The organism is Altererythrobacter sp. Root672 (genome assembly GCF_001427865.1).
Lineage (GTDB): Bacteria > Pseudomonadota > Alphaproteobacteria > Sphingomonadales > Sphingomonadaceae > Croceibacterium_A.
In genome coordinates this window covers 578200-591453 of record NZ_LMHH01000003.1, presented here as the reverse complement: position 1 = coordinate 591453, position 13254 = coordinate 578200, and the positions used below count along the sequence as shown (strand labels likewise).

At 64.3% G+C, this 13254-nt stretch carries 13 protein-coding genes and 1 pseudogene; 12 read left to right on the top strand and 2 right to left on the bottom strand.

What is annotated here, in order from left to right:
- Positions 1 to 361 precede the first annotated feature (361 nt).
- The 4 genes from ASD76_RS16880 to dhaK are packed head-to-tail and all read left to right on the top strand — an operon-like array spanning position 362 to position 3704.
- Positions 362 to 1240, top strand: a complete 879-nt coding sequence (locus ASD76_RS16880; RefSeq protein WP_055925854.1) for a class II fructose-bisphosphate aldolase — start codon at positions 362 to 364, stop codon at positions 1238 to 1240.
- 15 nt (positions 1241 to 1255) lie between these two features.
- The gene (locus tag ASD76_RS16875) at positions 1256 to 1981 is read left to right on the top strand and encodes an HAD-IA family hydrolase (RefSeq protein ID WP_055925851.1); all 726 of its coding nucleotides are present in this window, start codon (positions 1256 to 1258) and stop codon (positions 1979 to 1981) included.
- Between the two features lie 11 nt (positions 1982 to 1992).
- The gene (gene dhaL / locus ASD76_RS16870; RefSeq protein ID WP_055925848.1) at positions 1993 to 2673 is read left to right on the top strand and encodes a dihydroxyacetone kinase subunit DhaL; all 681 of its coding nucleotides are present in this window, start codon (positions 1993 to 1995) and stop codon (positions 2671 to 2673) included.
- A gap of 35 nt (positions 2674 to 2708) precedes the next feature.
- A complete protein-coding gene (gene dhaK, locus ASD76_RS16865; protein ID WP_055925845.1) occupies positions 2709 to 3704 on the top strand; it encodes a dihydroxyacetone kinase subunit DhaK in 996 nt (331 codons plus the stop codon).
- A gap of 665 nt (positions 3705 to 4369) precedes the next feature.
- Here dhaK and ASD76_RS16860 read toward each other — a convergent pair.
- Positions 4370 to 5320 carry a TauD/TfdA dioxygenase family protein gene (locus tag ASD76_RS16860; RefSeq protein ID WP_055925842.1) on the bottom strand — a complete coding sequence of 317 codons (951 nt, stop codon included), beginning with the start codon at positions 5318 to 5320 and terminating at the stop codon, positions 4370 to 4372.
- Positions 5321 to 5347: 27 nt separating this feature from the next.
- Positions 5348 to 5812 (bottom strand): annotated as a pseudogene (locus ASD76_RS16855) (MaoC family dehydratase); the annotation flags it as partial.
- 96 nt (positions 5813 to 5908) lie between these two features.
- Here ASD76_RS16855 and ASD76_RS16850 point away from each other — a divergent pair.
- The 8 genes from ASD76_RS16850 to ASD76_RS16815 all read left to right on the top strand — a co-directional run bounded on the left by ASD76_RS16850 (position 5909) and on the right by ASD76_RS16815 (position 13187).
- Positions 5909 to 6373, top strand: coding sequence for a hypothetical protein (locus ASD76_RS16850; protein ID WP_055925836.1), 465 nt, complete (start codon positions 5909 to 5911; stop codon positions 6371 to 6373).
- A gap of 11 nt (positions 6374 to 6384) precedes the next feature.
- Complete coding sequence (locus ASD76_RS16845) at positions 6385 to 6693, top strand: I78 family peptidase inhibitor (RefSeq protein WP_162249693.1); 309 nt, start codon at positions 6385 to 6387, stop codon at positions 6691 to 6693.
- Entirely contained in the window at positions 6686 to 7090 is a 405-nt protein-coding gene (locus ASD76_RS16840) for a Rid family hydrolase (RefSeq protein ID WP_055925830.1), read from the top strand. The genes ASD76_RS16845 and ASD76_RS16840 overlap by 8 nt, the downstream gene beginning before the upstream one ends.
- Complete coding sequence (locus ASD76_RS16835; RefSeq protein WP_055925827.1) at positions 7087 to 8232, top strand: acyl-CoA dehydrogenase family protein; 1146 nt, start codon at positions 7087 to 7089, stop codon at positions 8230 to 8232. The genes ASD76_RS16840 and ASD76_RS16835 overlap by 4 nt, the downstream gene beginning before the upstream one ends.
- A gap of 163 nt (positions 8233 to 8395) precedes the next feature.
- Entirely contained in the window at positions 8396 to 9445 is a 1050-nt protein-coding gene (locus tag ASD76_RS16830) for an enoyl-CoA hydratase/isomerase family protein (protein ID WP_055925824.1), read from the top strand.
- A complete protein-coding gene (gene cysD, locus ASD76_RS16825) occupies positions 9390 to 10415 on the top strand; it encodes a sulfate adenylyltransferase subunit CysD (RefSeq protein WP_082553912.1) in 1026 nt (341 codons plus the stop codon). The genes ASD76_RS16830 and cysD overlap by 56 nt, the downstream gene beginning before the upstream one ends.
- Positions 10416 to 10512: 97 nt before the next feature.
- Positions 10513 to 12450, top strand: coding sequence for a sulfate adenylyltransferase subunit CysN (cysN, locus tag ASD76_RS16820; RefSeq protein ID WP_055925818.1), 1938 nt, complete (start codon positions 10513 to 10515; stop codon positions 12448 to 12450).
- The gene (locus ASD76_RS16815; RefSeq protein WP_055925815.1) at positions 12447 to 13187 is read left to right on the top strand and encodes a 3'(2'),5'-bisphosphate nucleotidase CysQ; all 741 of its coding nucleotides are present in this window, start codon (positions 12447 to 12449) and stop codon (positions 13185 to 13187) included. The genes cysN and ASD76_RS16815 overlap by 4 nt, the downstream gene beginning before the upstream one ends.
- The last annotated feature ends 67 nt before the right edge of the window (positions 13188 to 13254 follow it).

Here is a 13254-nt window from a genome sequence, read left to right as displayed (position 1 = left end):
ACGGAGCAGGCGCGATCGCAGGCGCATTATGGTCATCCCCTCAATCGGGACTGTGTCCCGTTATTATTTTGACCAGTGTCTGCAACGGATAGCCCGATTTGCCAAGGTTTCAATCGGCTGCGTTTCGAGGCCGAGCAAACTCCGCTGCCGACTTCCCGTCTCCGGCCCGGACCAAACTGGAGCAAGGCCCGAGTTTCGCGCCTTGCTCCCGTGAACTTTGCGTGCGCGTCCGTCTCGTTGACAATATCTGTGGCCGCAAAGTGCCCGTATAGGTATTGGACTCTGCCGTTACGCGCTCTATGCGCGGCGAGTCTCAAGCGCGCCGGGGCGCGCGCCGAATCATTCTGAAAGGGAGCACCCTATGCCGCTGGTGAACATGAAGCCGTTGCTTCGCGACGCGATGGACAACGGCTACGCTGTCGCCGCATTCAACCTCGTCGACTACGGGACGACGAAGGCCATGGTCGCCGCGGCCGAAGAGCTGAATGCGCCGGTCATCTGTCAGACCTCGACCAAGACCATCCAGTACTGGAGCCACAAGGAAATCGTTTCCTGGGTCCGCACCGTGGCCGAAGATTCGCCCGTGCCGGTCGTGCTCCACCTCGACCACTGCAAGGACCTCGCGATGATCGAGGCTTGCGCCAAGGCCGGCTGGACCTCGATCATGATCGACGCGTCCGAGCTGCCGTTCGAAGAGAACCTCGAGATGTCCAAGCGCGTGCGCGACATCGCCGAGAAGTATGGCGTCGGCATGGAAGCCGAGCTCGGCCAGATCATGGGCGTCGAGGACGACATGCATGTGGCTGAAGAAGATTCGGTCCTGACCGATCCGGAAGACGCCCAGCGCTTCTGCGACGCGCTCGACCTGTCGGCCTTCGCTTGCGCCGTCGGCACCGCGCACGGTTTCTATCACGGTGACCCGGTGGTCGACTTCGACCGCATCAAGCGCATCAACGAGCTGACCAAGACGCCGATGGCGCTGCACGGCGGCACCGGCCTGTCGGACGAGACCTTCCTCAAGGCGATCGAGCGCGGCAGCGCCAAGATCAACATCTCGACCAACCTCAAGCACGTGTTCGTGCAGAGCTTCGTCGATTACCACACCGCCAAGCCGACCGATTTCGAGCCGCTGCGGCTGATCGATGCGCAGTACAAGGCGTGCAAGGACATGTTCTCGGGCTTCATCGAGAAGTTCGGCGGCAAGGATCGCGCGCCCGCCTATCTCTCCAAGGCCGCCTGAGGGGTCTGACGAGAGATGATCAAGGCACTTATTTTCGATTGCGACGGCGTGCTGGTGGATACGGAACGTGATGCGCACCGTGTCGGCTTCAACCTGGCGTTCAAGGAAATGGGCATCGACGCCGAATGGGACGTCGATCTCTATGGCAAGCTGCTGCTGGTTGCCGGCGGCAAGGAGCGGATGCGGGCCTATTTCGACGAGTTCGGCTGGCCCGCCGGCACCGAGACCGACGCGCAGAAGGACGAGCTGATCCTGGCCTTGCACAAGACCAAGACCCAGATCACCTCGGAGCTGGTTTCCACCCTGCCCGTCCGCCCCGGCATCCTGCGCATCATCGACGAGGCGATCGCGAACGGCGTGAAGCTGGGTGTGTGCACCACTTCGAACCCCAAGTTCATCGACGCCGTGCTCGACTTGTTCGGGCCGGAGCGGAAGGCGAAGTTTGACTTCGTCCATGCAGGCGACGTGGTTTCGAAGAAGAAGCCCAACCCGGAAATCTACGAGCTGGCCAAGCAAACGCTCGGCCTGCCGGTTCACGAATGCATGGTGATCGAGGACAGCCGCAACGGGTTGCTCGCCGCCACCGGCGCCGGGCTGCCGACGCTGATCACGACCAGCACTTACACGGTGGAAGAAGACTTCACCGGTGCGGTAAAGATCGTGCCGGAGCTGGGTGACGAACCCAATGTCAATGTCAGGCTCGCCGATCTGGGCGAGCTGGCCGCCGCAAAGGCGGCTTGAGGGAGGATGGAATGACTGAGATTTCGCAGAGCCAGATCGAGCGGGCGATTCAAACGACCTGCACGACCGTGCTTCGCAACGAACTGTACTTCTCGGATCTCGACGGCCTGGCCGGCGACGGTGACTTCGGCACCTCGCTCGCGACCGGTTACCGCGTGATCCAGAACGAATGGCCCGAGATCGACAAGAGCAACATCGGCGCGATGCTGCTCAAGATCTCGATGCTGGTCAGCAAGCACGTCGGCGGCAGCTCGGGCCCGATCTGGGGCACTGGCTTCATGCGGGCCGCGATGCTGAGCAAGGGCAAGGAAGCCGTCACCCTGCAGGACCTGTCCGACATGCTCGGTTCGGCCATCGAAGGCATCCAGGCCCGCGGTGGCGCCAAGCTGGGCGACAAGACCCTGCTCGACGCGCTGATCCCGGTGCACGAGACGCTCAAGAAGCATGCCGCCAGTGCCAATCCCGACCTGGGCCTGACGCTGTGCGAATGCGCCGATGTCGCCGAAGTGGCGATCGACGAGACCAAGTCGCTGATCGCTCACCGCGGCCGCGCTTCGCAAGTCGGCGAGCGCAGCGCCGGTACGCCGGATCCGGGCATCGTTTCGATCGCCGTGATCCTGAACGACTGGTGCAAGGAATTCGGCGTCGAGCGTACCGCGACGGCCGCCGAAGTGCTCAACCAACCCGCTTGATTACCCGCAACTGATTTCCAGGGAGAGGAAAGCCCATGAAGAAGTTCGTCAACGATCCCGCACAGTTCGTGCCCGAGTTCATGAAGGGTATCGCGCAGGCCAACCCTGACCTGCTCGACTACACCCCCGAGTTCCAGATGATCACCCGCAAGGGCGGTCCGAGCAACTCGAAGGTTTCGATCGTCCAGGGTTCGGGCTCGGGCCACGAGCCGGCGCACGTCATGGCCGTTGGCCCGGGCATGCTGACCGGCGCCTGCCAGGGTGCCGTGTTCGCCGCTCCGCCGGTCGACGCCTGCTACGAAACGATCAAGGCCTGCGCTTCGGACGCTGGCGTGCTGGTTCTGGTCAACAACTACCAGGGCGACCGCATGGCTTGGGACATGGCCACCGAGATGGCCACGGCTGAAGACATCAACGTCAAGCAGTTCTGGATCAACGACGACGTCGCGGTTGAGGACAGCCTCTACACCGTCGGCCGTCGCGGCGTTGCCGGCAACTTCTTCGTCATCAAGGCCTGCGGCGCTGCTGCCGACCAGGGCAAGAACCTCGACGAGGTCTATGCCATTGCCGACAAGGTCAACAAGAACGTCCGCACCATGGGCGTCGCGCTGACCAGCTGCATTCCGCCGGCCAAGGGCACCCCGATCTTCGACCTCGGCGATGACGAGATCGAAGTGGGCGTGGGCATCCATGGCGAGCCGGGCCGTCGTCGCGAGAAGATCCACAGCGCCGACAAGATCACCGAAGAGCTGTTCGAAGCCGTGGCCAAGGACATCCCGTTCAACTCGGGCGATCGCATCGCGTTGATGGTCAACGGTCTCGGCGGCACGCCGATCACCGAGCTTTACGTGATCTACGCCAAGGCTCACGAACTGGCCGAGCAGGCCGGCTTCACCGTCGTGCGCAACTACGTTGGCGAATACTGCACCAGCCTGGAAATGGCCGGCGCTTCGCTGACCATCCTGCGCCTCGACGCCGAGCTCGAAGCCCTGCTCGACGCTCCGGCTGAGACGGCTGCGCGTATCTTCTGATCCAATAGATCAGTCACGCAATCGAAGCGCCCGGTTCCGCGAGGAGCCGGGCGTTTTCGTTTTCGGTCAATTATTTGCTGAGTTGCGCAAAACGCAACACTTGTCATATATTTCGCACTTGCGAAATATTGTGCAATGCACCATCTGCGCCCCATCGAACACGCCCCAACGGCGGTTCAGACAGGGGAACACCAATGACCTACGTAGCCAACCGCCTTATTTCGGCGGTCTTTGCGCTCTCGATCAGCACCATGCTGTTTGGCGCCGTCCTGATCTAGGGACTCGCTTCGAGAGCAAGAACAGAGGCGCCCGACTCCATGACGGAGCCGGGCGTTTTTTGTTGTGGGGCTGCGCGAACCCCCGAGATGCGCCCCATTCCCCCGTTCGTGGTGAGCTTGTCGAACCACGCTGGCGCTGCGCTGGCGTCCTTCGACAGGCTCAGGACGAACGGAAAAAGGGAAGGAATATGTCACGCAAAGGCGCAAAGGCGCGAAGAGGCACGGCCTCGCGGCGCAGCCGCTTTTGCCAAGGCGAGCTTGCGGTTGGCGCGAGGTCGTTAGGAGGGAGAGAGCCTTCGGCTCAGCACAACCTCTTCGCGCCTTTGCGGCTTTGCGTGATCAAAAATCCTCCCCGACGGCGAAGCCGATGGGGAGGATTAACTCAAACTACCGCCCGGCGTAGCGCGCGCCCTGGATGTCGACGATCTTCGGCGTCCGCGCGAAGAGTTCGCTGAACGGATCGTCGCCGGTCTCCATCTGGTGCGGCTCGGTGCCTTCGCGGACCGTGGTGCGGCGCATGTCGCGCGGGTACTTCGAATAGTCGAAATCGCCGCCGCGATGCATCGAGGCCAGGTTGTCCCAGATGACCATGTCGCCGACGTTCCACTTCACGCTGAAGATGTACTGCGGCTGGGTCGCGTGCTCGATCAATTGCTTGAGCAGCGCGCGGCCTTCTTCCTTGGGCATGCCTTCGATGTCCATGGTGTGCGCGGCGATGAACAGCGTCTTGCGGCCCGAGCCCTTGTGTACGTGGACCAGCGGGTGCTTGGCGCGCGGCCGCTCTTCGATCTCCTCGTCGGAGATCTCGGCGCCGGCCATCTTGCGGCTCCACCACAGGGTGTTGATGCCGACCTTGTCCTCGAGGAAATCCTTCATGTCCTGCGACAGGTCTTCGTAGGCGCTACGCGTATCCGCGAACCAGGTCTCGCCGCCTTCGGGCGGAACCTGATGCGCGAGCAGCAGCGAATAGCTGGTGCGCTTTTCCAGGAAGGCGCTGTCGGTGTGCCACAGTCGATCGCCCTTGCGGTACTGGATCGCCGCCACGTCCTGCGTGATCTCGCCGTCGACGTTGAGGTTCGAAGCGTCGAACAGCTCGCGGTGCGGCAGGCGGAAACGGGCGCCCTCGCGCTTCGGTACGCGCTCGAGGTAGCCGAAGTTGCGGCTGAACTCGACGTGCTGGTCGTCGTTCATGCCGGTGTTGCGCCACACCGTGATACCCCAGGTATCCATCGCGTCGGTGACCTGCTTCACCTCTTCTTGAGTGAGGGGTTTCGTCAGGTCGAGGCCCGAGCATTCCGCACCAAAGCGCGGCAAGATCGGCTTCACATTAAGGGGCATCGCTCTCTCCGGGATTTAATTAGCAAGCTAAGCAATAGCATCCGGGCGCTTGCGTTGCAAGGACGAGCGCTTGCAGTGCGCCACCAGGTCGCCGTGCTGGTTGTAGGCCCGGTGCGCGAAGGTCACGATCCCCTGTCCGGGACGAGACTTGCTCTCGCGCACGTCGAGTACTTCGGTCTCGATCCGCAGGGTGTCGCCGACGAAGATCGGCACGGGGAACCGCACCTCATCCCAGCCCAGGTTGGCGACCGCCGTCCCTTGCGTGGTGTCGTTGACCGAGATCCCGACCATCAGGCCCAGAGTGAAGCAGGAGTTGACCAGGATCCGGCCGTACTCGGTGCCCTTCATGTATTCGGCATCGAGGTGGAGCGGCGCAGGATTGTGCGTCAGCGTGCTCATCAGCAGGTTGTCTGTCTCGGTGACAGTACGGCGCAGCGGATGGTCGAACACCCTGCCGACCTCAAATTCGTCGAGCCATAATCCAGCCATTTGCTGCTCCTCTCGCGCCGACCTCTAGCGCGGTGCAACGCGCGGGGAAAGGAATGGCGCGCCGTCCGTTATGCGCGCGGAGGCAATGACGGAGCAGATATGAGAGCTTACACCTTCCCACTCCTGGCCCTGGTCGCGCTTTCTGGCTGCGGCAGCAACGAATCCAGTGCTGACGAAACCACGGCCACCACACCGGCTGCAGAGGTATCCCCGCCACCTGCGGTCGAACCCACACTGGGTGAAAATGAGACCGACATCCCCGAGGCGCTCCGCGGCCGCTGGGGCATGGTGCCCGCCGATTGCGAGCCCGGCCGCGACGATGCCAAGGGCCTGCTGACGATCTCCAACACCGAACTCAGGTTCTACGAATCGGTCGGCAAGCTGGAAGGAATCGAGGAATTCGATCCCAGCCGTATCCGCGCCTCGTTCAGCTTCACCGGCGAAGGCCAGGAATGGAACCGCGACGTGGTGCTCGACGCGCAGGACCAGGGAAAGACGCTGATCCGCCGCGAATACGGCGAGGATGCAGAGCCCGGTCCGTTCCGCTATACCAAGTGCGCATAAAAGGAGAGGACATGCCTATGACGAAGGTAATGGCACTGGCAGCAGCCGCGGCCGCCGCCCTGATACTAGGGGGATGTGCCACCACCGATGCCGGCCACCACGAGGACTTCGTGGGCGGCAAATGCAAGGCTGAACCTGGGCAGACTTTCGTCGGCCAGCGCGCCACGGTAGCGACCGGCGCCGGAATCCAGAAGGTGACCGGCTCGGCCATCCTCCGCTGGGCCCCGCCGAACAGCGCGCTGACCATGGACTTCCGCGAAGAGCGGGTCACCGTCGCCTACGACAAGGACATGGTGATCGAGAGAGTAACCTGTGGCTGACCCGGCTGACGGGCGCCAACGCATCCCTGCCCAGTCTCCGTTCGAAGAAGAGATCGGCTTCACCCGCGCCTTGCGCGTGGGTGACCGGATCGTCGTTTCGGGCACGGTGGGGGTCGAGGCTGACGGATCGGTCAAGGAAGACGCGGGCGCCCAGGCGGACCGCTGCTTCGCGCTGATCCGCCAGCATATCGAGCAACTCGGCGGGCACATGGCCGATGTCATCCGCATCCGCATGTTCGTCACCGACATCAAGGACGCCGACGCGATCAGCGCTTCCTTCAGCCGCGCGCTCAAGCACGCCCGGCCGACGGGCACGCTGGTGGCGATCGCCGCGCTCTACGATCCGCGCTGGAAAGTGGAGATCGAGGCGGAGGCAGTGATCGGTAGCGGGCAGTGACCGAGCAGTTCCAGCTTACCGAAGACCAGCTCGCGATCCAGGAAGCGGCACGGCGGTTCACCGCCCACGCGATCACTCCGCACGCGGCAGAGTGGGATGAAAAGCACGTCTTCCCCAAGGACACGATCAAGGCGGCGGCGGAGCTGGGCTTCGCCGCCATCTACGTGACGGAGGAGAACGGCGGGATCGGGCTCGGCAGGCTTGAGGCGGCGCTGATCATGGAGGCGATGGCCTATGGCTGTCCCTCCACCAGCGCGTTCATCTCGATCCACAACATGGCGAGCTGGATGATCGACCTGTTCGGTTCGGAAGAACTGAAGGCGAAATACCTGCCCGTTCTGGTCGGCATGGACTGGATGGCGAGCTATTGCCTGACCGAGCCGGGCTCGGGCTCTGATGCAGCGGCGCTCAAGACCACTGCGGTGCGTGACGGCGCCGAGTGGGTGGTCAACGGCACCAAGCAGTTCATCAGCGGCGCGGGTGAGAACGATCTCTACCTGACGATGGTGCGCACCGGGGAGGATGGTCCCAAGGGCATTTCCTGCCTTGCCATCGAGAAGGGCATGCCCGGCGTTTCGTTCGGCGCGCCGGAGCGCAAGCTCGGCTGGCATTCGCAGCCGACCGCCTCGCTGATCCTTGATAACGTGCGCGTGCCGGCGGAGAACCTGGTGGGCCGCGAGGGCGAGGGCTTTCGCATCGCCATGCAGGGCCTCGATGGCGGGCGGCTCAACATTGGCGCCTGTTCGCTCGGCGGAGCGCAGCGGTGTTTGGACGAGGCGCTTCGCTACACCAAGGAGCGGCGGCAGTTCGGCAAGGCCATTGCCGATTTCCAGAACACCCAGTTCACTCTCGCCGACATGGCGACCGAACTGGAGGCGGCCCGCGCCCTGCTTTACCTCGCCGCCGCCAAGGTCACGGCCGGAACGCGGGACAAGACGCGCTTTGCGGCGATGGCCAAGCGCCTGGCGTCGGACACCGGCATCGCGATAGCCGACCGGGCCTTGCAGCTGCACGGCGGCTACGGCTACCTGCAGGACTACCCGGTCGAGCGGTTCTGGCGCGACCTCAGGGTTCATTCGATTCTGGAAGGCACCAACCAGATCATGCGGCTGATCGTTGGACGGGATTTGTTGAGGGAATGACGGCTGGCGTAAAGATCCTCCCCGAAACGGGGAGGGGGACCGCGCGCGTAGCGCGGGGTGGAGGGGCACGTGCGGCCGCTCCTGACCTCGCAGCGTCCCGTCAATCGAGGGTGCCCCTCCACCATGCTTCGCATGGTTCCCGTCCCCGTGCCGGGGAGGATTTGTGAGCGAGGTTTTGATCCGCCGCACCGCCTCCGTTGGCCACATCTCCCTCAATCGCCCCAAAGCTCTCCACGCCCTGACCCAAGCGATGTGCGAGGCGATTAGCGCCGCGCTCCTGGAGTGGCGCGGAGATACGGATGTCGCGGCCGTTATCCTCGACCACGCCGAAGGCCGCGGCTTCTGCGCTGGCGGTGACGTCGCGATGGTGCGGCGTTCGGCGCTTGAGGATGGCGGAGCGGCGGGCCGGGCGTTCTTCCATGCGGAGTATCGCCTCAACCACCTGCTGTTCACTTACCCCAAGCCCGTGATCGCTTTCATGGACGGGGTAACGATGGGCGGCGGCGTCGGGCTGGCCCTGCCCGGCCGCTATCGCATCGCCACCGAGAACACGCTGTTCGCCATGCCCGAGGGCGCGATCGGGCTGTTCCCCGATGTCGGCGCCGGGTGGTACCTGCCGCGCCTGCAGGGGCAGATCGGCAAGTTCCTCGCGCTAACCAGTGCCCGGCTCGACGGCGCGGAGTGCCTGTGGAGCGGGCTCGCCACGCACTACCTGCTGAGCGAACGACTGGCGGAAGCGAAGCTGCAAATCGCCGAAAGTCCCAGCGAGATCGAAGCCGTGCTCAGCGACCTCGCCAGCGAACCCCCTCCTGCGCGCCTGGCGCGCAACGCCGAGCGCATCGACCGGCTCTTCGCGCCCGACACGCTGGAAGGCGTCCTCGAGGCGCTCGCCAACGACCCATCCGAGTGGGCGGGCAAGGAACTCAAGGCCGTCGCCTCGAAGTGCCCCGCCACCGCGAAGGTCGCTCTGCGTGAGTTCGCCGAAAGCGCCGCCACGCGCGATTTCGCCGAGGAAATGGCGCTCGAATACCGCCTCGCCGCGCGCATGATCATGCGGCCCGATTTCGCCGAAGGCGTGCGCGCGGTGCTGGTCGACAAGGACAACGCCCCGGCTTGGAACCCGGCCACAGCCGAAGGTGTCACCGGCGAAATGCTCGATGCCATTTTCGCTCCACTACCTCTTCAGGAGGAATGGACGCCCTTCCCCGCTTGATGGCGGACAAGAATTTCTCCCCATTCGCGCACTTGCGAATAGCCGCGCCAAACGGCACTTCGCGTCCATGCAATCGCTGACCCACCTATCCCGCCTCGAGGCGGAGAGTATTCACATCATGCGGGAAGTCGTGGCCGAGGCTACTAATCCCGTGATGCTCTATTCGGTAGGCAAGGACAGCGCGGTGATGCTGCATCTTGCCAAGAAGGCGTTCTACCCGGCCCCGCCGCCGTTTCCGTTGTTGCATGTCGATACGACGTGGAAGTTCCAGGACATGTACGCCCTGCGCGATAAGGCCGCGCGGGACGCGGGGATGGACCTGCTGGTCTACCACAACCCTGAAGCGATGGAGCGGGGCATCAACCCGTTCGACCACGGTCCCCTGCATACCGACATGTGGAAGACCGAAGGGCTCAAGCAAGCGCTCGACAAGTGGGCTTTCGACGCGGCCTTCGGCGGCGCCCGGCGCGACGAGGAAAAGAGCCGCGCCAAGGAGCGGATCTTCTCGTTCCGCACCGCGACCCATGGCTGGGACCCGAAGAACCAGCGGCCCGAGCTGTGGAACCTCTACAACGCCCGGAAATCCAAGGGCGAGAGCATCCGCGTGTTCCCGCTGTCCAACTGGACCGAGCTCGACATCTGGCAATACATCATGGCCGAAGGGATCGAGATCGTGCCGCTCTACCTCGCCGCCCCGCGCCCGACCGTTGAGCGCGACGGACTGCTGCTGATGGTCGATGACGAACGCTTTCCGCTGCTTCCAGGCGAAGAGCCGGTCATGCGCTCGATCCGCTTCCGCACGCTCGGCTGCTATCCGCTGACCGGCGCGGTCGAGAGCGAGGCGGCGACTTTGCCCGAAGTGGTGCAAGAGATGCTGCTCACCACCACCAGCGAACGCCAGGGCCGCGCGATCGACAAGGATGCTGGCGGTGCCGGCATGGAAAAGAAGAAGCAGGAGGGCTATTTCTGATGGCCTCTCCCCTTTCCGTTCGTGGTGAGCTTGTCGAACCACCGCAGCGCAGTGCCGGGGCCCTTCGACGGGCTCAGGGCGAGCGGAGGTTTTGACGATGGCCGACCAGGCTTCCCCCGAAACGATCTACCAGACCGACGCCCTCATTGCCGAGGACATCGAGGCCTATCTGGAACTGCACCAGAACAAGGGCCTGCTGCGCTTCATCACGTGCGGCAGTGTCGATGACGGCAAGTCCACGCTGATCGGGCGGCTGCTCTACGACAGCAAGATGATCTTCGAGGATCAGCTCGCCGCGCTCGAAGCCGATAGCAAGCGCGTCGGCACGCAAGGGCAGGAGATCGACTTCGCGCTGCTCGTCGATGGCCTCGCCGCCGAGCGCGAACAGGGCATCACCATCGACGTCGCCTATCGCTTTTTCTCGACTGAGAAGCGCAAGTTCATCGTCGCCGATACCCCGGGCCACGAACAGTACACCCGCAACATGGTCACCGGCGCTTCGACCGCCGACCTCGCGGTGATCCTGATCGACGCGCGCAAGGGCGTGCTGGTGCAGACCCGGCGCCACTCGTACCTGGCGCACCTGATCGGCATCCGCCACATCGTGCTGGCAGTGAACAAGATGGACCTGGTCGGATACGACCAGGAAGTGTTCAACAAGATCGTCGCCGATTACCACGCCTTCGCGCAGGAGATCGGCATCGCCGGGTTCACCGCAATCCCCCTGTCCGGGTTCAAGGGCGACAACATCACCCAGGCCCCTTCGGCCGAGACTCCGTGGTACCGCGGGCCGAGCCTGATCGAGCATCTCGAGACGGTCGAGCTCGAAAGCGCCGCGGCGCAAGGCCATGCGTTCCGCATGCCGGTTCAATGGGTCAACCGCCCCAACCTCGACTTCCGCGGCTTTGCCGGGCTGATCGCCGAGGGCACGATCAAGCCGGGTGACGCGGTGCGCGTGGTGCCTTCGGGCAAGACCAGCACCGTGGCGCGGATCGTCACGCAGGGTGGCGACCTCGACGAAGCGGTCGCGGGCCAGTCGGTCACGCTGACCCTGGCCGACGAGATCGACTGCAGCCGTGGCGACGTGCTGGCCGCAGCGGACAATCCTCCGCAGGCCGCCGACCAGTTCGAAGCCACGCTGGTGTGGATGAGCGACGACGCACTGATCCCGGGCCGTGGCTACTGGCTCAAGCTGGCGACGCAGACCGTCAGCGCCAGCGTTGCTCACCCGAAGTACGAGATCGACGTCAATTCGCTCGAACACCTCGCGGCGAAGAGCCTTTCGCTCAACTCCATCGGCGTGGCCGAGGTCACGACCGACAAGCCGATCGTGTTCGAACCTTACGCCACGAGCCGCCAGCTCGGCGGGTTCATCCTGGTCGACAAGTTGACCAACGCCACGGTTGCGGCGGGCATGATCCACTTCAGCTTGCGGCGGGCTCAGAACGTTCACTGGCAGGCGCTGGAAGTCGGGCGTGAACAGCACGCGGCGCTCAAGGGTCAAGGCCCTGCGGTGCTTTGGTTCACCGGCCTGTCGGGCTCGGGCAAGTCGACCATCGCCAACATGGTCGAAAAGAAGCTCCACGCCACCGGCCGCCACACCTTCCTGCTCGACGGCGACAACGTCCGCCACGGGCTCAACAAGGACCTGGGCTTCACCGAGGCCGACCGGATCGAGAACATCCGCCGCGTGGGCGAGGTCGCCAAGCTGATGACTGATGCCGGCCTGATCGTGCTCACCGCGTTCATCAGCCCGTTCCGCGCCGAACGCGAACTGGTGCGGCAAATGCTGCCCGAAGGCGAGTTCATCGAGGTGTTCGTCGATACGCCGCTGGAAGTAGCGGAAAACCGCGACGTGAAGGGGCTCTACAAGAAGGCCCGCTCGGGCGAGCTGAAGAACTTCACCGGTATCGACAGTCCTTACGAGCGGCCGGTGAACCCGGAGATCCGGATCGACACGACCAAGACCTCTCCGGAGGATGCGGCCGAACTCATCGTCAATCGCCTGATCGGCGCCTGGACCCCCGATCTGTGAGCCAGGCCGATGCCGCGCTGGCGGCCGAACTCGCTGAAGCCGCCGGGCGCATCCTGCTCGACCTACGTGCTCGCGGTGAGTTCGAGGGCAAGGCGCTCGGGCAGGAAGGCGACCGGTTGGCCAATGCCTACCTCGTCGAACGCCTGCTTGCAGAGCGGCCCGACGACGGGCTGCTCTCCGAGGAGAGCAAGGACACTGACGAGCGCCTGGCCAAGTCGCGCGTGTGGATCATCGACCCGCTCGACGGCACACGCGAATACGGCGAGGCGCGGCCCGACTGGGCGGTCCATGTCGGGTTGGCTATCGACGGCGTGGCTGAGATCGGCGCGGTAGCCCTTCCGGGCCTCGATGGCGGCCTGGTGCTAAACTCGGGCGAGCCAGTGACGCCTGCTGCGCACAACGGCGCGCCGCGCATGCTGGTGAGTCGTACGCGGCCCGCCGCCGAGGCTGTCGCTGTCGCCGAGAAGCTCGGCTGCGAGCTGGTGCCGATGGGCTCCGCCGGGGCCAAGGCCATGGCGGTCGTTACCGGGCAAGCGGAGATCTATCTCCACTCCGGCGGCCAGTACGAATGGGACAACTGCGCGCCGGTTGCCGTGGCCAAGGCCAATGGGCTGCATTGCTCGCGGATCGATGGTTCGCCGCTGGTGTACAACAACGCCGACACCTACCTGCCCGACCTGCTGATCTGCCGGCCGGAATATGCCGAGCAGGTGCTGGAGATCGTAGCTTCCCTCTAAATCCTCCTCGAGCTTGCTCGGGGAGGTGGCGCGCGCCGCAGGCGCGTGACGGAGGGGCATGCGACCA

Bases quoted from the DNA above. Each gene is read 5' to 3' on its own strand.
- ASD76_RS16850 (WP_055925836.1), top strand. From the start codon at position 5,909: ATGAGAGCTTACACCTTCCCACTCCTGGCCCTGGTCGCGCTTTCTGGC.
- cysN (WP_055925818.1), top strand. From the start codon at position 10,513: ATGGCCGACCAGGCTTCCCCCGAAACGATCTACCAGACCGACGCCCTC.
- ASD76_RS16880 (WP_055925854.1), top strand. From the start codon at position 362: ATGCCGCTGGTGAACATGAAGCCGTTGCTTCGCGACGCGATGGACAAC.
- dhaL (WP_055925848.1), top strand. From the start codon at position 1,993: ATGACTGAGATTTCGCAGAGCCAGATCGAGCGGGCGATTCAAACGACC.
- dhaK (WP_055925845.1), top strand. From the start codon at position 2,709: ATGAAGAAGTTCGTCAACGATCCCGCACAGTTCGTGCCCGAGTTCATG.
- ASD76_RS16875 (WP_055925851.1), top strand. From the start codon at position 1,256: ATGATCAAGGCACTTATTTTCGATTGCGACGGCGTGCTGGTGGATACG.
- cysD (WP_082553912.1), top strand. From the start codon at position 9,390: ATGCCATTTTCGCTCCACTACCTCTTCAGGAGGAATGGACGCCCTTCC.
- ASD76_RS16860 (WP_055925842.1), bottom strand. From the start codon at position 5,320: ATGCCCCTTAATGTGAAGCCGATCTTGCCGCGCTTTGGTGCGGAATGC.
- ASD76_RS16845 (WP_162249693.1), top strand. From the start codon at position 6,385: ATGCCTATGACGAAGGTAATGGCACTGGCAGCAGCCGCGGCCGCCGCC.